The organism is Pontibacterium sp. (assembly GCF_964228735.1).
GTDB lineage: Bacteria > Pseudomonadota > Gammaproteobacteria > Pseudomonadales > Balneatricaceae > Pontibacterium.
In genome coordinates this window covers 1-22,078 of sequence record NZ_CAXRBQ010000011.1, presented here as the reverse complement: position 1 = coordinate 22,078, position 22,078 = coordinate 1, and the positions used below count along the sequence as shown (strand labels likewise).

General features: G+C 52.8%; 19 protein-coding genes. 9 read left to right on the top strand and 10 right to left on the bottom strand.

What is annotated here, in order from left to right; genetic code table 11:
• Nucleotides 1–72: 72 nt before the first annotated feature.
• Complete coding sequence (locus ACEQ15_RS01140; protein ID WP_370277139.1) at nt 73–804, bottom strand: hypothetical protein; 732 nt, start codon at nt 802–804, stop codon at nt 73–75.
• 163 nt (nt 805–967) lie between these two features.
• Between ACEQ15_RS01140 and ACEQ15_RS01135 the strand changes: the two genes are divergently transcribed.
• Nucleotides 968–3,274, top strand: coding sequence for a DUF6351 family protein (locus ACEQ15_RS01135; protein ID WP_370277138.1), 2,307 nt, complete (start codon nt 968–970; stop codon nt 3,272–3,274).
• Between the two features lie 74 nt (nt 3,275–3,348).
• On the opposite strand, the gene ACEQ15_RS01130 is transcribed toward ACEQ15_RS01135, so the two are convergent.
• From ACEQ15_RS01130 to ACEQ15_RS01120, 3 genes are all read right to left on the bottom strand, one after another.
• Nucleotides 3,349–5,091: a PHA/PHB synthase family protein gene (locus ACEQ15_RS01130; RefSeq protein ID WP_370277137.1), complete on the bottom strand. Its 1,743-nt coding sequence runs from the start codon at nt 5,089–5,091 to the stop codon at nt 3,349–3,351.
• A gap of 146 nt (nt 5,092–5,237) precedes the next feature.
• Nucleotides 5,238–6,749: a methyl-accepting chemotaxis protein gene (locus ACEQ15_RS01125; protein WP_370277136.1), complete on the bottom strand. Its 1,512-nt coding sequence runs from the start codon at nt 6,747–6,749 to the stop codon at nt 5,238–5,240.
• Between the two features lie 11 nt (nt 6,750–6,760).
• Nucleotides 6,761–7,285: a PAS domain-containing protein gene (locus ACEQ15_RS01120; protein WP_370277135.1), complete on the bottom strand. Its 525-nt coding sequence runs from the start codon at nt 7,283–7,285 to the stop codon at nt 6,761–6,763.
• A gap of 340 nt (nt 7,286–7,625) precedes the next feature.
• On the opposite strand from ACEQ15_RS01120, the gene ACEQ15_RS01115 reads away from it, so the two are divergent.
• Nucleotides 7,626–7,883, top strand: coding sequence for a glutaredoxin family protein (locus ACEQ15_RS01115; protein ID WP_370277133.1), 258 nt, complete (start codon nt 7,626–7,628; stop codon nt 7,881–7,883).
• A 21-nt stretch (nt 7,884–7,904) separates the two neighbouring features.
• On the opposite strand, the gene ACEQ15_RS01110 is transcribed toward ACEQ15_RS01115, so the two are convergent.
• Together ACEQ15_RS01110 and ACEQ15_RS01105 are read right to left on the bottom strand one after the other, a co-directional pair.
• Nucleotides 7,905–8,696 (bottom strand): TatD family hydrolase, encoded by a 792-nt coding sequence (locus ACEQ15_RS01110; protein WP_370277132.1) that lies wholly within the window; start codon nt 8,694–8,696, stop codon nt 7,905–7,907.
• 91 nt (nt 8,697–8,787) lie between these two features.
• Nucleotides 8,788–10,740: a transglycosylase SLT domain-containing protein gene (locus tag ACEQ15_RS01105; protein WP_370277131.1), complete on the bottom strand. Its 1,953-nt coding sequence runs from the start codon at nt 10,738–10,740 to the stop codon at nt 8,788–8,790.
• A 275-nt stretch (nt 10,741–11,015) separates the two neighbouring features.
• Here ACEQ15_RS01105 and ACEQ15_RS01100 point away from each other — a divergent pair, with 275 nt between their 5' ends.
• Nucleotides 11,016–12,911, top strand: a complete 1,896-nt coding sequence (locus tag ACEQ15_RS01100; protein ID WP_370277130.1) for an ATP-binding cassette domain-containing protein — start codon at nt 11,016–11,018, stop codon at nt 12,909–12,911.
• Nucleotides 12,912–12,975: 64 nt separating this feature from the next.
• On the opposite strand, the gene ACEQ15_RS01095 is transcribed toward ACEQ15_RS01100, so the two are convergent.
• The gene (locus tag ACEQ15_RS01095) at nt 12,976–13,416 is read right to left on the bottom strand and encodes a universal stress protein (RefSeq protein WP_370277128.1); all 441 of its coding nucleotides are present in this window, start codon (nt 13,414–13,416) and stop codon (nt 12,976–12,978) included.
• Between the two features lie 96 nt (nt 13,417–13,512).
• Between ACEQ15_RS01095 and ACEQ15_RS01090 the strand changes: the two genes are divergently transcribed.
• Together ACEQ15_RS01090 and ACEQ15_RS01085 are read left to right on the top strand one after the other, a co-directional pair.
• A complete protein-coding gene (locus ACEQ15_RS01090; protein ID WP_370277126.1) occupies nt 13,513–14,019 on the top strand; it encodes a hypothetical protein in 507 nt (168 codons plus the stop codon).
• A 49-nt stretch (nt 14,020–14,068) separates the two neighbouring features.
• Nucleotides 14,069–14,296, top strand: coding sequence for a DUF1653 domain-containing protein (locus ACEQ15_RS01085; RefSeq protein ID WP_370277125.1), 228 nt, complete (start codon nt 14,069–14,071; stop codon nt 14,294–14,296).
• Nucleotides 14,297–14,309: 13 nt separating this feature from the next.
• Here ACEQ15_RS01085 and ACEQ15_RS01080 read toward each other — a convergent pair whose 3' ends face one another.
• Nucleotides 14,310–15,014 (bottom strand): DNA topoisomerase I, encoded by a 705-nt coding sequence (locus ACEQ15_RS01080; RefSeq protein ID WP_370277123.1) that lies wholly within the window; start codon nt 15,012–15,014, stop codon nt 14,310–14,312.
• A 198-nt stretch (nt 15,015–15,212) separates the two neighbouring features.
• Here ACEQ15_RS01080 and topA point away from each other — a divergent pair, with 198 nt between their 5' ends.
• Genes topA through ACEQ15_RS01065 form a run of 3 tightly spaced genes read left to right on the top strand, consistent with a single transcriptional unit; the run spans nt 15,213 to nt 18,694 of the window.
• On the top strand, nt 15,213–17,873 hold the full coding sequence (gene topA, locus ACEQ15_RS01075) for a type I DNA topoisomerase (protein ID WP_370277122.1): 2,661 nt from the start codon (nt 15,213–15,215) through the stop codon (nt 17,871–17,873).
• A gap of 28 nt (nt 17,874–17,901) precedes the next feature.
• Nucleotides 17,902–18,426 carry a DUF6586 family protein gene (locus tag ACEQ15_RS01070; RefSeq protein WP_370277120.1) on the top strand — a complete coding sequence of 175 codons (525 nt, stop codon included), beginning with the start codon at nt 17,902–17,904 and terminating at the stop codon, nt 18,424–18,426.
• Nucleotides 18,427–18,430: 4 nt separating this feature from the next.
• Nucleotides 18,431–18,694 (top strand): hypothetical protein, encoded by a 264-nt coding sequence (locus ACEQ15_RS01065; protein ID WP_370277118.1) that lies wholly within the window; start codon nt 18,431–18,433, stop codon nt 18,692–18,694.
• A gap of 219 nt (nt 18,695–18,913) precedes the next feature.
• Here the strand turns inward: ACEQ15_RS01065 and ACEQ15_RS01060 are convergent, their stop codons facing one another.
• Both ACEQ15_RS01060 and lexA read right to left on the bottom strand, forming a co-directional pair.
• Nucleotides 18,914–19,372, bottom strand: coding sequence for a cell division inhibitor SulA (locus ACEQ15_RS01060; RefSeq protein ID WP_370277116.1), 459 nt, complete (start codon nt 19,370–19,372; stop codon nt 18,914–18,916).
• The gene (gene lexA / locus ACEQ15_RS01055; protein WP_370277145.1) at nt 19,369–19,986 is read right to left on the bottom strand and encodes a transcriptional repressor LexA; all 618 of its coding nucleotides are present in this window, start codon (nt 19,984–19,986) and stop codon (nt 19,369–19,371) included. The genes ACEQ15_RS01060 and lexA overlap by 4 nt, the downstream gene beginning before the upstream one ends.
• A 121-nt stretch (nt 19,987–20,107) precedes the next feature.
• On the opposite strand from lexA, the gene dinG reads away from it, so the two are divergent.
• Nucleotides 20,108–22,078, top strand: a 1,971-nt coding sequence (gene dinG / locus ACEQ15_RS01050) for an ATP-dependent DNA helicase DinG (RefSeq protein WP_370277115.1), incomplete at its 3' end; no start/stop codon positions are given.

The window sequence follows — 22,078 nt, the reverse complement described above, 5'->3', positions numbered from 1 at the left end:
AGCTCCCGTTAGGTTAGCCACGAAGCATAGAGGCTGGGGCGCCCGAGTGCAATGCTCTCAGGCGCCTTGGTATCACTGGGCAGGAGTGTTCTGCGACAACTGATCGGTACTTTCGGAAGACTCAGGCAGTAACGCGATCAAATTTCGCGCAGATTCTTCAACGACAGTGGTGAAATTGATCACCTTTTCGCTGTGAGTTTCCTCTGCAAGGATCAGTTCTTCAACGCCCTCCCAGGCAATCATGCCGGTTGAAGTGTCCCAGATCTGAATAAACATCCGGATGTCGGCAAGCTTGGTTTGAAAGAGGCGATATCCGAGTAGGCTGAACCGGCCGCGGCTGCCTTGATTGAAGCTGGCAAGATTGACCTGAATGAGATATCGCGCATTCACGGCATCGCCAATATTGACGAGAGTGTTGCGACTAAAAATGCCCGTGGTCTGGTAATCAATGACCATCTGTTTGTAGTCGGATGCCAGGCCGGCATTGTTGATTGCACCCAGTGCCTGGGGCAATGAAACCTGTCTGATATCCGGGCGTTCCTTCAGGAGTACCTGGGCGACGATAAATGCCAGCGCCTGCTTGTCTTCTTCGCGTCCGGTGACGGTCGAAGGGCTAACAAAGGCTACGCCATACTTGGGCAGCGCATTGGGAGCTAGATCAATCGCTTGGTGTTGGGCTGTGGAGTGATTTTGCTGAGTAGAGCAAGCTGAAATCAGTCCGAACATCAGGGTGACGGCGAAAAGACGCAAAATCCGGATGCCCGTATCCGGATGATAGCGTCGCCTCTGGCTACGTCTGTCCATCGGGTTGCTCCTTTGTGAATAGAAGGGCTTACCTGTTGTCATATAGAAACAGGTGTTAACAAAAAGTGTAGTTCCTTTATCACTGATTGAGCAATTAGTGCACAGCTGTTCTAACAGTCACTATATTGATCTTAGCGTAGATTTTTTTCGGGGTGGGGCGGTTATGCTGCATCGTGTCAGATTATGGCGTTTGGTGGGCAAGGCGATGGCCTTGTTACTGGCTTTGGTGGCGGTATTGATGCTAGCAGGCTACGGGGTATTGAGTTTGCTGCTGGACCGCCCTGTGGTGAGTAATCCGGTTGAGGGGATTCCGCCTGATGATAAGCCGTTGACAAATCTGGCGCCATATAGCGGTGTTCATCCCCGTTTATTGGATCGAATCGAGGATCCCTACGTTTATCCAATCCCGATCGGTGAAATTGGCCCTCACGAGCACCTATACGCCGGCCCGCCCCAATATCCTTTCTATTGCAGAACCGAAGACTCTCATTTGGGGCAGCCTGTTGTTGATAACCAGCATAAGATTGGAATCCCGGTTTTTAAGGAAATGAACGGGCGTAAGACGGGACAAGTGATTGGCTACAGCAAGGACTGCCTCATCCCTACGCAGGTCAGTTACTACTATCTGCCTGAAGATTCAGAGGGGTTTAAACCGCTCGATGGCATGCGCGATGATATCGCCAGCGCATCTGTCGGGGGCAAAACAGTACCCTTTATCGTACGAGTGGAAACCGGATCGATTAACCGTTTTATATACGCTTTAGCAGCACTCGCGCCTGCTGAGGAGGTTAGTGCAGGTGTCACTGAACAACCGGATCCGGCATTGTGGAATAAGCGCTTGATCTATCAATTCCGCGGTGGCGTCGGGATTGGGAAAGTGCAGGGGCGGTTGGCCATTGAGGGCTTGCTCAAACGACGAAAAGCGCAACTGAGTGATGGCTATGCCGTTGCCTATTCAACGGCAAATCAAACGTCAAATCACTACAACATCTGGTTGGCAGAAGAAACTGCAGCGCGGGTGAAGCGGCAATTTATAGCGCGTTACGGTGAGCCGGAGTATACGGTGGGAATCGGCGGCTCGGGTGGTGCAATTCAGCAGTACCTGATTGCTCAGAACCTGCCCGGATTACTGGACGCGGCTATCCCGCTTTATTCCTATCCCGACATGATCACGCAAACCAACTATGTGTTCGATTGTGAACTGCTTGAGTACTACTTTGATGTGCTGGCAAGCAGCAATCCTGCATGGCGTGACTGGAAAATGCGTCAACGGATCGCGGGACTGAATGCGGCCGAGGTCGAATTTACAATGCGTGACGTGTTGTATGACCTGGCATTACTCGTTCGTCAAAGATCACCGCATCTGGCTTCCGGTAGTAATGAGTGTGTCAAAGCATGGCGGGGGCTGACTTCATTGGTGAACAATCCCCGTTATCTCTATCACGCCGGACGCTACAGTCGAGATGTGCTGGAAAGTGAACATTGGACCTATTGGGATGATATGAAATACGTATTGGGTACCAATCAGTACGGTTTCGCCCATCAAACCTGGGATAATGTGGGGGTGCAGTATGGATTGGAGGCCTTAAAAGCCGGTGATATTAACCCCAAAGAGTTCCTGCACCTGAACGCAAACATTGGGAGTTGGAAGCCACCGCAGCAGATGGCGCCGGAGCGTTACTGGAAATTGGGTGGCATTGGCGGAATGGCCGGACTGATCAACTTTTCCCCGTGGGGGCAGCACAATATGCGCTTAAGTCCTGATAAGGGGCAGACCCCGGCTCCACGCAGTGAAGCGCATCTTCCTGCGATTCAGGCGGCTTACCGCTCTGGCCAGGTGTTCGTAGGCTATGCCGATATTCCTATCATCGACCTACGGCATTATCTAGACGATACGCTGGATATGCATCATAGCTTTGCTTCGCTATCGGCCAGACAGCGCCTGCTCGAAGGGCAGGGGGAGGCGGCTAATCAATTGATCTGGATGACACGTCGTCCCCACGAACCGGTGCCTGAAGCGTTTGCGTTGCTTGATCGCTGGCTGAATAACATTCAGCAGCATCCGGACAAGAGTGCTGGGGAGAACCGTCCTGTGGATGCGCAGGATCGTTGCTTTGATAGCAAGGGCACGGTGATTGCGGAAGGGGTGTCAGTATGGGACGGAGAATGGAACCGTAAGCCAGATGGTAGATGTACGCAACGGTATCCGTTTTATCGTGAATCCAGAATGGTTGCCGGGGCACCCGTTACAGGGTCTATCTTTAAGTGCCATCTGCAGACAATCGAGCAGGCGCTAGAGCGGGGTGTCTACGGCACGGTCGATATGCGTCCATACAGCGAGGACTTAACGCGAATCTTTCCTCAAGGGGTGTGCCATTACCCAAGTGGTGATTTAGGCCGACCTGCCGGTTTAATGCGTGATGAAAGTGTCACCCGGCCCTTGGGGCGCGAGGAGAATAAGCGGGGCTAGCATGTAAGGATGGTCGGGGAAAGAAAAAACCGGAGGCTAAGCTCCGGTTTTTAGTGTGCATTCAAGAGGTGTGATTAGCACTCGCGTGCTTTCACGTAACGGCCTGGAGCCGGTTCGATCTCTTTGTATTCAGCGTTGCCCAGTGTTACTGGCGCTTCTACCTTCTTGCCTGCACGACGTTTCAGCCACTCAGACCAGTGAGGCCACCAGGAACCGTCCTGCTTCTCGGCTGTATCCAGCCAGTGGTCCGCACCCTGGCCCAGCTCTCCCTTGGTCCAGTAGTTACGGCGGTTTTTTGATGCCGGGTTGATAACCCCCGCAACGTGGCCGCTTGCACCCAGTACGAACTCAATGTTGCCTTTGAATAGCTCGGTACCCACAAAGGTGCCTTTCCAAGGCGCGATGTGGTCTTCGATGGTGGACAGGAAGTACACAGGGATCTTCACTTTGCCCAGATCCACTTTCTCACCGCAGATGGTCAGGCCATCTTTTTCTGCCAGTTTGTTTTCCAGATACATCTTGTTGATGTAGAAGGTATACATATTGGCCGGCAGGTTGGTGGAGTCGCTGTTCCAGTACAGGATATCGAACGGTGGTGGTGTCTGACCTTTCAGGTAGTTGTTGACCACGTAAGACCAGATCAGATCGTTGGATCGCAACATGTTGAAAGAGGTAGCCAGCTCACGGCCGTTCAGGACACCGTTGCTGTTCACTTTATCTTCCAGACGCTTGACCTGCTGTTTGTCGATGAAGACACACAAGTCGCCTGGATCCTGGAAATCGGTCAGGGTGGTCAGGAAAGTTGCAGATGCTACAGAAGTGTCCTTGCGTGCGGCCATCACTGCCAGAGAGGATGCCAGAAGCGTACCGCCGATACACCATGCTACAGCGTTCAGCTTATCGGTACCTGCAATGCTGTTTACAACTTCAATTGCTTTCAGGACACCGTCGCCTACGTAGTCATCCCAGCTGATATCACTTTGTTCCGGCGTTGGGTTCAGCCAGGATACCAGGAAGGTGTTCTGACCTTGGTCGACACAGTACTTCACGAAGGAGTTGTGTGGCTGCAGGTCCAGAATGTAGAACTTGTTGATGCAAGGCGGCACGATCAGCGTCGGACGCTCGAAAACCTGTTCGCCGCTTGGCTTGTAGTGCAGCAGCTGGAACATGTCGTTTTCAAATACCACGGAGCCTTCAGTCATCGCCAGGTGTTCACCCAGGGTGAACGCGCTCTCGTCGGTCATGGAGATGCGGCCCTTGTCCAGGTCGCCCAGCAGGTTCTTCAGGCCGTTAACCAGGCTCTCACCTTTGGTTTCCATCGCCTGCTGCAGTACTTCAGGGTTGGTCAGCGCAAAGTTGGTTGGAGACATTGCGTCGATGTACTGCTGGGTGTAGAACTCCAGCTGTTTCTGCTGGCCGTCATCCAGGTTTGCGTTGGATGCCATCTCGTTCAGCAGGTTGGAGGTCAACAGGTAGGACTGCTTGATGTAGTCGAATACTGGATTCTGAGACCACTCGTCAGCCTGGAAGCGGCGGTCGCCACGTGCAGGTTCTGCGACTGGGTTCTGAGCAGCGCTGCCAGAAAGCAGGTTTTTCCAGAGGTTCATCTGGCTGGTCTGGTACTCGGTAATCGCACGTACCCAAACGGAAGGATCTTCCCAAGAGCGTGTCGCCAGGTCCGTCCAGGACTTAGTGAAGGAGCTCATGATGTCATCGCCGCCAGTCGCGGAGAACATTTCCAGAACCTTCTGCGTCTCCTTGTTAACGTAGTCAATAAACTCTTGCGGGTTGGAGAGCATGCTGCTTTTGTTTTCCATAAATACGCCTTTTTTAGTGCCTATCCGCCTCTCTGTAGCGCGGTACACAACAGATAGAACTGATGGACTTAGTCCACGTCATTCCCGAGACAGAGCTGGAAAGAAATTAACCCGTTACTACATGGGTGACGCCATTCAGTGCTGAATCAGCGCTGGCCAGATCCATCTATCGAATGACGTTCCTCAATCATGTCATCGATATATTGCAGTATTTTGTAACTTTCTTCTTCTGCATTACGCATGGCATCAACGATCTTTTCGCGAATTTCGGCATGTTTCTGCCAATTTTCGTCGCGTAAAGATACCGCCTGCTGTACAGCATGGTGCACTGCCGCATGAGGAAGTTCAAGTGCCTTATAGCTAGACGTATGTCGAAACTGCTCTTCGCCGAGCCCGTCGTAGTACCATTTACCCAGTCGGCATTCGGTGTGGGTTTTGGAAATCGCCGTGATTTCCTGGTCGCGATTTTCACGGGTATCCAGGGCCAGATAACCGTTCTGCTTGAAGATCACGTGGTCGGCTTTGGCCAGCGAACCGAAGGTGCGATCTTTGGCGTAAGAGACGTAACGTTTGGTGTCTTCTGCGGAGGTTGCGATCTCGCTGAACTGCTGGCGGAAGTCCTCAATCTGGCCGGTTACCTGGGTGGCTGCCTGGGTTGAGGAGGCGGACTGTTCAACCATCTCCTGTACGCGTTGACTGAAGCTTTCGATCGTATGCGTGACGTCAATTGCTGCTTCCTTGGTGCGGTTGGACAGCGCTTTTACTTCATCGGCTACAACGGCGAATCCACGGCCCTGCTCGCCGGCGCGTGCGGCTTCGATCGCTGCGTTGAGCGCCAGCAGACTGGTTTGGTCGGCGATATCAGTGATGATGGAAAGTGACTCGGTGACACGCTGGCTGTCCTCTTCCAACTGGTGGATCACCTCGCTGACCGACTGGATGTTGTGCATGATCCCTTTCAGGGAGGTGGCCATGCCATCAACGGCGCCCTGGCTGCCCACGGCCACTTCACCGTTTCGGTAGGCGATATCTTCGACCTGAGCCATCTCGTCAGAGATTTTGACCAAATCTTCCTGGGTTAGCTTCAGGTTTCTGATCAGGTGCTGGGTATTCAGGTTGTGCAGTTCAGAGTGCAATGCGTTGGCAGCAAGAAACTCCTGGCCAGCCTGCATCTTGGCAAGTGATTCGTTAATTCGGATAAGGGACTGACGTAGCTGTCCTGGCAGCCCTTTGTACAGCGCCAAACGGTCATAATTGCCCTCTGAAACGTGTTTGAAGCAGGAATCTACCTCGCGTAGGTAGGACTCCACGCGATCCAGCAGGTCGTTAAGCTCCCAGGCCACCATGCCGACTTCGCCAAGACCCGCCATGCGGGTGATACGTCCGCTTAGGTTGCCCTTATTAGCGTCTTTCAGGGTGGAAAAAATACGTTCCAGGCCGTCCACAGCGTGGTTTTGGCTGATGTAGGAATAGGTACCCAGACCAATGGCAAAACCCATAGGTACGATTAGCCACCAATGAAAGCCGGAGGTAAATGCTACAGTGGCTATGGTACACAGCGTCAACAGCGGGATAGAGATGGCGATGATGCGGTTACGGGTACGCAGCATCGGAATGCCCTGACTGGTACCGTTTTGATAGTTCTTATGCTTATTCATAGATGCGGTGCTTATTTATCCAGGCTCATGACCAGATCGTTGTATGAGGTGCCCAGGCTTTCCAGCTTCTCTTGCAATAGTCGGATCGATGCATCGGGTGCATCTTTTGGGCCGACCTGCTTTTCCAGGGCGAGCATCTCCTGATAAATGGGCGCAATTGCAGCGATGGCAGTATCACTGGGTTTACGGCGTACCGAGTAATAACCCACGATTTTACCGTTGGGATCGTAGTCTGGAGTGACGTTGGCAAAAACCCAGTAGTAAGCACCGCTTTTGCACATGTTTTTTACGTATCCGAAGAATTCCTCTCCGTCCTGCAGGGTTTGCCACAGAAAGCGGAAAACGCCGCGGGGCATATCAGGGTGGCGTACGATGTTGTGTTGGGTGCCAAGAAGTTCTGCTTCGCTGTAACCCGCAATGTGCATAAAAACGCGGTTACAGTAGGTGATGATGCCTTTAGTGTCTGTTTTGCTGACGATGAACTCGTCCTCGCCCAGACGGATCTCCCGGTCTATCGGCGTAATACTCGGTTTCATGTTTTCCTTCCGCTCAACCGTTTGCACGGCTACTTTTCTGGCTTCGGAGCCAATCTCCCACGAATTGTAAGCGTTATCGAGGGTGTTTTGTATCCTGCGGGCTCGTATGTGTCGGGCTTAGTCACGTTTTGCCTTTGGGGCGGAACGGTGGGTTCCATGCATAAGGGGCGTGTTATGCGACATGGTTTTTGAGCGCAGTGTTTGTTTTGTTGTCGACGAACGGTAGTGAAACTTGATCGTTGGTGGAGGAATTTCCTTAAAATCGGGCTGGTGAATATGGTCCGGAGCCCTTAGGATCATCGCTGAATATGTTTTCTCGGCGTTATGGCGGATTTTATTGATGAGAGAAATGCTGTTGATGAGCACCTTGGGTTGTCACCTATGTGATGTGGCAGCCGAGATTCTGGTTCAACATATGGACCCAAGCCGTTTTGTGGTGGATGTGGTTGATATTGCTGAAGATGACCGTCTGGTGGACCAGTATGGTGTTCGCATTCCTGTGCTGGTGGATGAAGCGTCCGGTAAAGAGTTGGGGTGGCCTTTTGATGAGGAGCAGTTGCGTGTGTTCCTGGCGTCCCTACCCGCAGATGCCGGGTAGGGCAGTACGCTTTACGCCAGGTTAAATACCGAAAAACCGTCGCGTATTTTGCAGTGTCTCTTCGCTCACTTGCTCAACCGGTTTGTTGACCAGTGAGGCGACTTTTTGGGCGATATGCGGCAGGTGCAGGGGTTCGTTCCGGCGGGATTTGGGTTTTGGTTTCAGGTCGCGTGGAAGCAAATAAGGGGCGTCTGTTTCCAGCATCAGGCGATCTGTAGGGATGTCCTTCAGCAACGGGTGGAGGTGGCTGCCGCGGCGCTCGTCGCAGATCCAGCCGGTGATTCCAATGTACAGATCCAAGTCCAGATAACCGTACAGTGCTTCTTTTTCGCCGGTAAAGCAGTGGGCGACCGCATTGGAAATCTGATCCCGGTAGCTCTTAAGCATCTCCACCTGGGTTTTGAATGCGTCACGCTCATGCAAAAAGAGCGGCAAACCACACTCCGCTGCCAGTTCCAATTGAACCTCAAATGCTTTGATCTGCTGTTCCGGTGTTGAGAAGTTGCGGTTGAAATCCAGTCCTGTTTCACCGACAGCGACTACGGAGGGTTCTTTGTAGAGGTCGCGCAGGACTTGCTCTGTCTCTGTGGTGAATTCGCTGGCGTAGTGCGGGTGTACACCGGCGGTGCAGTGTAATACTTCAGGGTATTTCGCGCACAGCGCTACAGCTTGTTCGCTCTCATCCGCTGTCGTACCGGTCACGATCATCTGTGTCACGCCGTTTTCGACGGCGCGCTCCAGCACATCTTCCAGGTCTTTGTTAAACGCTGAATCGGTCAGATTGACACCGATATCGATCCACTGTTGAGACATAACCACCGTTCCGCAGGAAATAAAAACCGGCTGGATTATACGGAAGCCAGCTTGGGCTGGCTATCCGTATAGCATTGCAGGGTTTGTCTGTTTAGAGGGCGTTGGAATCGTCCTCTTTGGCGTTGAGTGCGAGCAGTTTTTCCTCATGGTCACTCAGCAGGTTGCCGCTACGGCCAGACATCCGGTCGTAGATCACACGGAACGCCAGTACGTTTTGCACGTAACGACGGGTTTCCTTAAATGGAATCGTTTCGATCCAGATATCCAATGGCAGATGTCCGCGGTCATTTAGCCATTTCTTAACGCGGTGTGGGCCGGCGTTATAGGCTGCGGTAGCGTATGCTTTGTTATTGTCGAACAGGTTGTACATCTCGCCCAGGTATGCGGTACCCAGTGCGATATTGGTCTGTGGCTGATTAAGCTGGCTCAAACGCTTGTACGGAATCTTGTGCTTCCTGGCGGTGCGTTTAGCCGTATTTGGCATCAGTTGCATCAGGCCTCGGGCACCCGCGTGGGACTTGGCATTTTTGAGAAATGCACTTTCCTGACGGGCAATAGCCAGCGGCCAGGTCAGATCAATTTTGCGCTGACGAGCGTTTTTCTCGAATAGCTGCTTGTGTGGCGATGGGAAGCGGATGCTCAGCTCGTCCCACTGACCGGTGGAGATAGCGGCATTGATGGCGCGGTTGTGCCAGCCCCAGCTTAGGGCCAGGTAGCCAGCCATCAATTTCTGCTCTTTGCTCAGGCTTTTTTCCACCAGCCGCCATTCACGGTTGGCGGCAACAATCAAATTCATCTGATGTAGTTCGCGCGCGCGAATAAGGCCTGGAATCGATTCCAGTTTGCCCATCACCGGTTTCTGCAGTGGGATCGACTGCTTGTTCAGTGCAAATGGCTGGTTATTAAGCTCTGCGGCCAGGAAACCATAGAAGCTGCGTTCTTGCGAAACGGCGGCCAGCTTTTTCTTTACTGGGATGCTCTTATCGAGTTGGCTGTCAGCGATCGCTTTCCAGTACACCCAACGATCGTTTTCCTGCTCATTCGGAGGCAGTTTGCTGATCGTATGGGATACCTGTTTCCAGTCCTGTTGGCTCAGCGCAACACGGATGCGCCACTCGGTGACGTCCTTGATCTGGTAGTTGGGGTCCAGTTTTGCGATCAGGGTTGCAGCTTTTTCGTCGTAGTTGGCGGCAAGGCGCAGACCAAGCGTGCGGTCCAGGCTCTCGCGATAGCTTTGTTCGGCTTTACTCAGGGTTTTACGTTGCTTGAGCCATGAGTTGGTTGCCGCAACTCGATCCTTGAGCGACCAGCGCTTGTAGGCATAGGTGAGCGCGATTGCGCGGGCTTTTCCGGTGAGCTGCTTTTTACTGAGCTTGGCGACTTGCGTTGGATCTTTGCGGATTTTCCAGAACACCGCAGCTTGGGCCTTATGTGTTTTATTTTTAATGGAGCGCTCAATAAAGCGGGCGAGGCGCGTATTGCCTTTTTCAGCGGCGAGCCAAAAACGTTTCAGTGCCAGTGCCGAGTTAGGTTGTCCGGTTTTCTTCCAGGCATCAAACAGCGGGTCGCATGCGTCATGCTGGGAGTGTGGCACCAGCCATAGGGACTCAGCTGCTTTAAGTGCTTGTTTTTTAGCGCCGCTCTTGAGTCGGGCTACCTGCAAGCGGCAGCTGTAGAGGTCGTTTTTTACCGGGTGTTGCTTGTAGGCTGCTCGGTAATCTTTCCAGCGCTTGTTTTTATACAGGTAAGACAGCCAAGCGCGATTAAGCTGCCACGGTAGTGGGGTGTCGGCATAACGTTTGGCGAAACTGTCGATCTGGGCTTGCTTGGTGTGGCTTAGGTTTTTTTTGTTGAGTTCAAATTCCAGGTACGGGTACAGCGCATACTCCTTCAGGGAGTCGGGCGCTTTCTGTAAAGAGGTGAGTTTGCCGTGTTTTATGAGTTCGTAACTGGCTTTGAACTGCACACGCTGTTGGTCAAGAGTCGTCGCCTGGCTTAATGGAGCGGTAATGGCCAGGGTTAGGCAAAGCGCAAAGCGTCGCATGGTGGGCATCCTTTTTGCTGCATCATTGCTGCATTGTGGTCCGCATTACTCATGAGTATAACCACATCCGGCAATATTGCGGCATATCCCGGAACTCATTGAAGCTTGATAAGAATCTTAGTATCCCCTCGGCCGGGTAAGTTCAAAAAGCGATGGGCCGAGGTCATACGTATTTATACGGCAGGAGAGAGCGGGAATTAAATGGTTTTTGCCCTTGATGAGTGTTTTTCAAGTAGAATATGCGCTCCCAAATTGTGGTTGCACCAGAGAGTACTATGCCCCTAATTCGTCTAGACAAAGTTTCTGTAGCATTTGGCGCTAAGCCGTTGATGGATCATGTGGATTTCCAGATCGATCCGGGTGAGCGCGTGGCGCTGGTCGGACTGAACGGTGCTGGTAAGTCTACCCTGCTGAAAGTGATAGGCAGCAAGCAGGCAACCGACAGCGGCGAATTCTGGTGTGATCCGGCCTGTCGTATTGCGGAACTGCCGCAGGCGATGCCCGCCGCAGATGAGCGTAGCGTACGTGAAGTGGTGAGTGAAGGTCTGGCAGATATCGTGGTGCTGCGTGAAGCTTACGATGAGCTGGCGGCCAAGGCAGATGGCGCAGACCTGTCTGAACTGGAAGAGTTGCAGCATAAGATAGAAGCGCTCGACGGCTGGCATCTTGAGCAGCGCGTACAGCAGATTCTGGATCGTCTGAACCTGCCGGGTGACAAACTGATGTCCCAACTGTCCGGTGGCTGGCGGCGTCGTGCCGCGTTGGGCGCAGCGTTGGTGCAGGAGCCACAGTTGCTGTTGCTGGACGAGCCGACCAACCACTTGGATATCGAAACCATCGAGTGGCTGGAGCAGCAGTTGCTGAACTTTAACGGCGGCTTGTTGTTCATTTCGCACGACCGTGCACTGGTCGAAAAACTGGCGACCCGTATTGTTGAGCTCGACCGTGGTGTTCTGACCTCCTTCCCGGGTTCCTACACCACCTACCTTGAGCAGAAAGAGAAGCTGCTGGAAGAGGAAGAGCGTAACAATGCGCTGTTCGACAAGCGTTTGGCCCAGGAAGAGGCGTGGATTCGTCAGGGTATCAAGGCACGCCGCACCCGTAATGAAGGGCGTGTACGTGCGCTGAAAGCGATGCGTAACGAACGTGCGGATCGTCGTAACCGTCAGGGCAAAGCCAAATTCAATATGGAAGAGGCGCAGAAGAGCGGTAAGCTGGTTGCTGAACTGACCGCGGTGTCTCATTCCTATGACGGACGCAGTCTGATTAGCAACCTGGATTTCCTGTTGCAGCGTGGTGACCGTGTAGGTCTGATTGGTCCAAACGGTGCCGGTAAGAGTACGCTGCTGAACATCATTCTTGGCAAGCTGAATCCCGAGCGAGGTGATGTGCGTGTTGGTACCAATCTGAAAGTTGCTTACTTCGACCAGCTGCGCAGCCAGCTGGATATGGAAAAGAGCATCATCGACAACATCGCCCAGGGCCGTGAGAGCATCGAGCTCAATGGTCGCAAGCGCCATGTGATCAGCTATCTGAGCGATTTCCTGTTCTCGCCAGAGCGATCCCGCACACCAGTGAAAGCGTTATCCGGGGGGGAATGTAACCGTGTGATGCTGGCCAAGCTGTTTAGTCAGCCCGCCAATATTCTGGTGCTCGACGAACCGACCAACGACCTGGATATTGAAACCCTGGAATTGTTGGAAGAGATCCTGTTGGACTTTGACGGAACCGTCCTGCTGGTAAGCCACGATCGATCATTCCTCGACAACGTAGTGACCAGCACTCTGGCGTTTGAAGGCAACGGCCGGGTACGTGAATATGTGGGCGGATACAACGATTGGCTGCGCCAGCGTCCTGAGCCGGTGGAAGAGGTGAAGGCTAAACCGCAGCCGAAAGCGGCTGAGAAGTCTAAGGCCGAAGCTGCACCTAAAGCCAAGAAAAAGCTGAGCTACAAGTTGCAGCGTGAGCTGGATAGCCTGCCGGAGCAGCTGGAAGAGGCGGAAACTGCGTTGGCTGCGCTGCAGGAAGAAACAGCGGCACCTGATTTTTACCAAAAAGACCATCAGCTGGTGTCCGACAAACTTGCTGAGTTGCAGACTCAGGAGGAGAAGGTAGAAGCGCTGATGGAGCGCTGGGTGGAGCTTGAAGCGATGCAGGAAGGCGATGCCTGACTACAGATAAAACAAAAAAGGGCAGTCGAAAGACTGCCCTATCTGTATCTGTCAGCTTGCAGCGCTATTTTTCCTCGTGTACGCGGACGGCCAGTACATCGCAGCTTGCGCCATGCAAAACGCTGTTGGCAGTGGAGCCCAACAGAAGCGCCAAGCCGTGTCTGCCATGGCTGCCGACAACGATGAGATCAATCTCTTTTTCCTTTGCCAGTCGGTGGATTTCAGTTTCGGTATGACCAGTAATAACCATCTGCTCTTTGACCGGATAGTCCATCTTCTCAGCGTACTTTTTCAGGCGGCTGTGAGCATGCTCGTCCAGCTGTTCCTGGATAGTGGTCAGGTCCATCGGTACGTCGCCGCCATAGGCAAAACTGAGCGGCTCAATCACATGTAGCAGGTACAGCTCAGCTGAGTTTGCGGAAGCTATCTCCCGGGCCTTTCCGATCAGTTGATCGCATTCGGCGGAGAGGTCTAGGGCTAGAAGAATTTTTCCGTACAGGCTCATATCGCATTCCTTCTGTTTGACTCACTTAGAGAGTAGCATAGGGAGCCGCCGCCGGCGTGGCGAGGCTTTGATCACCATCAACATCGGAGAGTTTATATGAAATGGGCAATCATCATTGTGGTTATGTTGTCTTTGGTTGGTTCAATTATGTGGGTGATGCCGACACCAAGACAGCGTTTCCAGGCCCAGTTACGAGCAAAAGCCAAGCCTATGGGGTTTCAGGTGCAGATGGTAAGGCTTACCGCGCCTAGGGCCGCAGGCGAGGTGGACGCTGAAAAATACTCGGTGATGGCTTATCGCCTCTATCGTCACAATATGGATAAAAAAGCGGCTGCGCTGCTGCAGCCTTGGCATGCATTCCGTGTTGAAGCGATTGCCAATGACGGTCTGCCGGACGGCTGGAGCTGGGGCTTTGGTGAGGGTGTGCTTTCAGAGGCGAGCCAGCAGTTGTTGAAAGAGGTGATCGATGCGCTGCCAACGGGAGTATCGTCTATCGAATCTACCCATATCCACGTGACTGCGCACTGGGATGAAGAGGGTACCTTTGACGATCTGGAGCTGATCAAAACACAGCTGGACCGTATTGTTGAGGCAAAAGTCTGATCATTAAGCGGTGGCAGTCGCTTAGGTAAAAATAATCAAAGGAAGTAGCATGAAAGCAACCGATCTCCCGCAACCGGGGCGATATAAGCATTACAAAGGGGCGGAATACGAAGTGCTGCACTGTGCGCGACACTCTGAAACCGAAGAGTGGCTGGTGGTTTACAAGCAGTGCTATGGCGACGAAGGTGTTTGGGTTCGCCCACTGGAAATGTTTTGTGAAACCGTGTCTGTTGACGGTGGAGAGTCTGTTCCGCGATTCAAGATGATCACATCTTGAATCGCAGGTTTTGTTACATCAGTTTGTCGATACTGTCGGCAAGTGTGCCGCGACCGTGGTTGCGGCGCGGTTGAATCTTCTCAATTTCGTGGTTAACACGCTCCAGGCGATCGGCGCGGTCCTGATGTGAGATGGTGCCTTTAAGTAAAATCGCTTTTGCATGCTTGAAATGGGACAGTGCAGTGTTTTTATCGCCCTGGGCCAACAGGTTGCTACCCTGGTGAATGTGGGCGTCAGCAACTACAGTAATTTTTAGTAGGTGAAGGTCGCGGCGGTAACTTTTTGCCAAGGCCGGGCTGACTTTTCCGGCGTAGGCCATCTGCAAAATCAGTTTTTCAACAAAGTTGATATAGATCTGCACACGCTTTAATGCGCGGTCACTATCCAGCATATGTTCGGCTGGCAGGGCCTGATCCGCAGTCTCTTTTAACTGCGTCATGCTTGCCAGCAAATCTGAGTCGGGTGCCAGCATGGCGAGTTCATCGTAGAGCGCCATCGCGTGAACGTTCAGTTTGTCGATGATCTCTGGGTTGCAGTCCACTTCACGCAGTACGCGAAGCGCTGCAAATACCGTCTCACACTGCTGTTTCAGCCACTTAAGGCGGTTTTCTTTGGCCTCGGCTTGCTGCTCACGTGTGGAGATCAGATAGTTGACCGTGATGGCAATTATCCCAACGACACAGATTAAAATGACATACAGCAGATTGTCTTGCAGCATAGGATTTTCTTACTAAACACCCATTAAATTGAGATGAAAAAAGCAGCCGAATTGTCCCTTTAATAACGTGTCCGGTAAAGTGTATTAGCCTAATTAAGGGAAGGAAAAAACCAATTCTTTCTTGACCGCAGCATTTTCAGTACTTATATAATGCACCGAAATTTAGTTTAAGTCGTTCTCCTGAAGGATCATGCCCGCATGGGAAAGTCACTGGTAATAGTAGAGTCACCAGCCAAAGCCAAGACCATTAATAAATATCTTGGTAATCAGTACGTTGTAAAATCAAGTGTAGGTCACATCCGTGACCTGCCTACGAGTGGCAGTGGGCCCAAAAGTGATCCTAAAGAGCGGGCGAAGCAGGCCGCGCTGACCCGGAAAATGTCTCCGGAAGAAAAAGCCGTATATAAAAAGCGCAAAGCGAAAGAGCAGCTAATTACCCGGATGGGGGTAAATCCGGAAAACAATTGGGAAGCCAATTACGACATTCTTCCGGGTAAGGAAAAGGTTGTTGAAGAGCTGCGCCGCTTGGCCAAGTCCGCTGATCAAATCTATCTCGCGACCGATTTGGACCGTGAGGGGGAAGCAATTGCATGGCACCTGCGCGAAGCGATTGGCGGTGACGAATCCCGCTACAGTCGCGTGGTGTTCAACGAAATCACCAAGAAAGCGATCCAGAACGCGTTTGAGGCGCCTTCCGCACTGGATATGGACCGTGTTAACGCCCAACAGGCGCGTCGCTTCCTGGACCGCGTAGTGGGTTACATGGTCTCTCCACTGTTGTGGGAGAAGATCGCCCGTGGTCTGTCTGCCGGTCGCGTGCAATCTGTTGCTGTACGCTTGGTAGTCGAGCGCGAACGTGAGATCCGCGCCTTTATCCCAGAAGAGTTTTGGGAGGTGCACGCAGACACCGCGACCGATGCCGGTGAACCGCTGCGCCTGCAGGTGGCTAAGCAGGGTGACAAAGAGTTTCGTCCCGGTTCTGAAGCGGAAACACAGCAGCACCTTGATGCACTGCGTGCGAGCACCTTCAGTGTTCTGAAGCGCGAAGACCGCCCTACAACCAGTAAACCATCTGCACCTTTTATTACCTCCACGCTGCAGCAGGCTGCGAGCACACGCATGGGCTTTGGCGTGAAGAAGACCATGATGCTGGCTCAGCGTTTGTATGAGGCCGGTTATATCACCTACATGCGTACCGACTCCACCAATCTGAGTGAAGAGGCAGTTACCGCGTGCCGTGAGTATATTGGCAAACACTACGGCGACGATTACCTGCCGGGTGATCCAAACCGTTACTCCAGTAAAGAGGGCGCGCAGGAAGCACACGAAGCGATCCGTCCTTCCGATGTAACTGTACCGCCAACCTCGCTGACCGGTATGGACCGTGACGCTGAGCGTTTGTACGACCTGATCCGTTGCCAGTTTATCGCCTGTCAGATGACGCCTGCGCAGTACACTAGCTCTCGTATTATCGTGAATGCCGGTGACTTCGAATTGCGTACCAAGGGCCGTATTCTGCGCTTTGATGGTTATACCCGTGTCCTGCCGTCCCGTGGTAAGGGGGAAGAGGACGTAATTCTGCCAGACGTGCAGAAAGGCGAAGTGCTGAAACTGGCCGAACTGAATCCAAAACAGCACTTCACCAAACCTACGGCCCGTTACACCGAAGCGAGCCTGGTTAAAGAGCTGGAGAAACGTGGTATTGGTCGTCCGTCTACTTACGCATCGATCATATCCACCATTCAGGATCGTGGTTACGTAGAGGTACAGAACCGCCGCTTCTACGCGCAGAAAATGGGTGACATTGTTACCGACCGGCTGACTGAAAACTTCAGTGATCTGATGGACTACAGTTTCACGGCGCGTATGGAGGAATCTCTCGATGATATCGCTAGTGGAGAAGCGGATTGGATCCAGCTGCTGAACCGCTTCTACGAAGGTTTCGTGCGTCGTTTGGATGATGCACAGAATCCGGAAGGCGGCATGCGTCCAAACGATCCGACCGAAACGGACATTGCATGCCCTGACTGCGGTCGGAACATGATGATCCGCACCGGCAGTACCGGTGTCTTCCTGGGTTGTTCCGGTTATGGCCTGCCGCCGAAAGAGCGCTGCAAGTGCACCATCAACCTAGTACCGGGTGATGAAGTTGTCAGCGTAGATGGCGACGACGAGGAAGAATCCCGTATTTTGCGTAAGAAGCACCGCTGTAAGCTGTGTGACTCAGCGATGGATTCCTACCTGATCGATGCGGGTCGTAAGCTGCATGTATGTGGTAACAACCCAGACTGTTCCGGTTTCGAGGTGGAAACCGGTGAGTACCGTCTGAAAGGTTACGATGGCCCAAGCATCGAGTGTGACAAGTGTGGCAGCGAGATGCAGCTGAAGACCGGTCGTTTCGGCAAGTTCTTCGGTTGCACCAACACGGAGTGTAAGAACACACGTAAGCTGCTGAAAAACGGCGAGCCAGCGCCACCGAAGATGGATCCGGTACCAATGCCTGAGCTGCAGTGTGAGAAGGTGGAAGACACCTACATTCTGCGCGATGGCGCCAGTGGTCTGTTCCTCGCGGCGAGTCAGTTCCCGAAAAATCGCGAAACCCGTGCACCTAAAGTGTCCGAGATCATTCCTCACAAGAGTGAAATTGATCCAAAATACGAGTTCCTGTTCTCCGCGCCGCAGCAGGATGCTGAAGGTAATCCGGCCATTATCCGATACAGCCGGAAAACCAAAGAGCAGTATGTGATGACAGAGGTCAACGGCAAGGCGACCGGCTGGAAGGCATATTACGTTGACGGCAAGTGGGTTGAGGAACAGCCAAAGCCGAAGAAAGCGGCGAAGAAAACCACGAAAAAATAACAAACCTGTACAGGTTTAGGGGACGTTGATGAGCGGTATCTATCTGGCAAGGACAAACCAGAAACTGAATTTTGCCCGCATCCATATCGGTGCGTTGAAAGAGGCACAGAATTCGACGGGTTGGAGTAAGCATGCGCTGATCGAATCCTACAACGAGTCTGTTCTGTTTCATCTGGCGTCCGCTTACGACTCATTTTTGCGTGAGGTTGCTGAACTGTACCGTATCGATACCGAACACTTCGTGGGGTATCGTGCGCTGATGGAGCAGTTTGAAAAAGCGGGCTTCGAAGGTGCCGAGCTGAAAGAGCTGGGTCAGCTGGAAAAAAACGACACCAGTTGGCTGCACAAGATGCTGGCGGCCTATGAAGCGTGCTGGCACGGCAGTGATAAGCGTGCTGCTGTGACTGAAACCAGTAGTGTGTCAGAGATCCACGTGGTGCAGGTAAATCCTGATCATGCCGAAGATGGGCAGATCATCAATGAATATGAAAGCTGGCTGGATGAGATGCGCGCGTTGATCGAGCGCCTTCGTACCGGCATGCAGGAGTGGTAAATCAGTGTCAGTGGATTCGAAGTTGGAAACGCTGCTGGAAATAGTTGAACTGGAGAATGGTGATCTGGCAATCCGTCGTGCTGAAGAGGACGGTGAGCCATTGATGGTTGTGGCATTCTCGGATGAATTGCGTGACACGCTGGATGAGAAGTACGTGGATGTGGGGCGTATGATGCTGACCGCAGGCGTACAGATGGTGGCAGAATCTGGTTACAGTCTCTCGCCAGCGGGTGAGGCACCGGCTGAGCCTCAGCCAACAATTCATTAGCGTCAGAAGTATCAAGTCGCGAGCGCTGGGTAAGCGTTCAGCGCGGTAAATCGTTCGTTGGGTAGGTGTTGCTTTGGACCGGAAGAATCCAGGATAGACAACGGTGCTGGGCGGGCGGTTTTTTGTTTGTGGTGTGTTGTCGTTCTCTCATGCCAATCAGGTCCCTCTGTTGGCTGAAAAAATCCCTTTATCGAGAGCTGGATCTGTAATCGTCACCAATCAGGCGTTGTGACGACCGCGAATTACGATGCCGTGGCTGGCACCTTCGCGTGCAGCATCTTCAAGGTCGTTCAGTTCCTCTTCGGAAAGATATCCAGGCCAAGTGATGACAGCGTGGCATGTGCCTGCTTTGAGAGCCTGGCGAGATAGATCGTAAACGGTGTGGTTCTCATCTGGTTTGAGTAGGATGACTTTGCTCAGATCGATACCCGCATCGGCAAGCAGTGCTTTCGGCAGGACAACCGGTGGTGCAACCCAAACGAACCAGCGGTCATCGCGGCTGAGTTGGGCCAGCAGTGGCATCAGCATCGGCATGTTGCTAAGTTCGTCATCACGCATGATGATCTCAGTCACTTTACCGGAGTTGTTTGTGCTCTGCTTTACAGGCGCAACCACTGGTTTGTGCATGGTTGCGGCTGGGCGAATCAGTTTAGGTGCTGCAGTTTGGTAGCCGATCATAAGTCATTTCCTCTCCTTATAACGCCAACGCTCAGTCCTTCAATCGCCAGGTTCTGCTCGCGAAGGTCGACCTCAATCGGATCAAACTCTTCGTTTTCAGCGATCAGGTACACCATGTGGCCTTCCTGCTGGAAGCGTTTTACAGTCACTTCGTCTTCAATTCGGGCAACAACGATCTGTCCGTTTCGCACGTCCTGGCACTGATGAACTGCCAGCAGGTCGCCGTCCAGAATACCGATGTTTTTCATACTCATGCCGCGCACGCGCAGCAGGTAATCCGCCTTCGGGTGGAAAAAGTCGGAAGAGATTGTGCAGTGATCTTCAATATGTTCCTGTGCCAGGATTGGAGAGCCTGCTGCAACCTGGCCAATCACGGGCAGGCCTTCGTCTTTCTCTTCTTCCATAGAAGGGACGCGGATGCCGCGGGAGGTGCCAGGAATAATCTCAATCGCGCCTTTGCGCGCCAAGGCTTTCATATGTTCTTCGGCTGCATTGGCAGACCGGAAGCCCAGCTCGCGTGCAATGTCGGCACGGGTCGGCGGGTAGCCGGTGGTTACGATATAGTGCTTGATGCAGTCCAGAACTTCCGTTTGTCTTTTAGTCAGCTTCATAATTGTATCTGTTTTTTTATACAGTATCTGTGATTATATACAGTATTCGGATTCTGTAAAGCAACTTCTGTTTATATATCCAGTGTTTTGATAAGATTGCGCAAAACCTAGTTGGACTCCGGCGTTGCTCGATAAAAATCTAAAATCTGAAATTCAGTCTGCTTACAGCGCCTTTTTGCAAAACCGTGGACTGAAGCCTCGTGTGAGCCAGAAGCAGATGGTTGCACACATCGCCCGCACCCTTGGTGGTATCAAGCAAACCTCAGAAGGGGAACGCGACGGCGAAAGTCATATCTGTGTAGTCGAAGCAGGAACAGGTACCGGTAAAACACTGGCATACCTGCTCTCCGCTGTGCCTATCGCGAAGTCCCGCAAGAAGAAGGTAGTGGTTGCAACCGCAACGGTAGCGTTGCAGGAACAGCTGGTGCTAAAAGACCTGCCGCAGCTAATTTCCGATGCCGGTTTGGTGGTGCGTTACTCCCTGGCGAAAGGGCGCGGCCGTTATTTCTGCCTGTCACAAGCTGAAAGGCATCTTGAAGATCAGGGCGAACTTGGTCAGATAGCGCTGTATGAAGATGAAATCGCCCGTAAGCTTGATCCTGAAGTAGTCGAGCAATACCGGACGCTGTTGGATGAGTTTGCTTCCGGGCGTTGGGACGGTGATCGTGATTCGTTAAAAGATGCAGTTGCAGACGATGTCTGGCAGCCGCTGACCAGTGACCACCTGCAGTGTACCAACCGGCGTTGTCCGCACTTCAGTATCTGTCCATTCTTCCAGGCACGTCAGGCGCTGGACAGTGTCGACCTGATCGTAGCAAATCACGACTTGGTCTTGGCTGATCTCTCGCTGGGTGGCGGTGCAATTCTGCCAGACCCTGCAGATACCGTTTATATCTTTGACGAAGGCCATCACCTTGGTGACAAGACCACGGGGCACTTCGCCTACAGTATGCGGGTGCGAGGTTCTCAGCGTTGGTTGAGCAAGACCACGCGTACACTGAATAAGATGCTGCAGGATTGTGGTGGTCACATTGTATTGACCGACTATGTGCAAAAGCTTGCAACGCCGTTTGGTGATATGGAAACGGGTCTCGAGCAGATGCAGCAGATTCTGGATGGTATGTTCCGGGAGCGCATCGGCAAGGGTGAAAAGCGTTTTCGTTTTGCGCAGGGCGTGTTGCCGCCCGAAATTCGCGATGTCTGTTCCGGTATCGCTGCGTCCTCTGAGAAAGTGGTGCTGAAATTTGAGCAGATCGTGGATCTGCTGAAGGAGTCTATGGACGGGGAGATCGCGGATATCCAGAAGGATATTGCTGAGCGCTGGTATCCGCAGGTGGGTGTGTTGCTGTCCCGGGCGCAGTCGGTTTACTGGCTGACACGGTCATACGCCAAGCCGGATCCGGAAGGAAAATCACCCACTGCACGTTGGATCAGCGCCGTGGAAACCTTAGATGGTGATGACATGGAGTGTCGCAGTAGCCCGGTTTCCGCAGCGGATACGTTGCGCGAGCATCTGTGGCAGGCTTGTTATGGTGCGGTCCTTACCTCGGCGACGTTGACTGCGCTGGGTACGTTCTCCCGTCTGAGCAACGATCTGGGGTTGCCGGACGGGGCCACCTACGAGCGTTTGGCGAGCCCATTCGATTTCTATAGCTGCGGTGAGCTTTACGTACCGGCGATGCGTACCGATCCGAAGAACCCGGATGAGCACACCGAAGAGGTGGCGGAATACCTCGATCAGCAGCTGCCGAAGGCAAAAGCGGCGCTTGTATTGTTCAGTTCCTGGCGACAGATGTTTACAGTGCTTGAACGATTGCCCGATTCCATTAAGAATAGCGTCCTTGTTCAGGGGGATCTGGCAAAACACGAGATTATCTCCCGCCACAAGAAACAGATTGATAAGGACGAGGCCAGCATTATTTTTGGTTTGGCGTCGTTTGCAGAGGGTGTGGATCTGCCCGGGCACTATTTGACCGAAGTGATCATAACAAAACTGCCTTTTGGCGTGCCGGATGATCCGGTAGATGCGACAATGGCAGAATGGATTGAGACGCAGGGCGGCAACGCCTTTGAAGAGTGGGCTGTTCCCATGGTG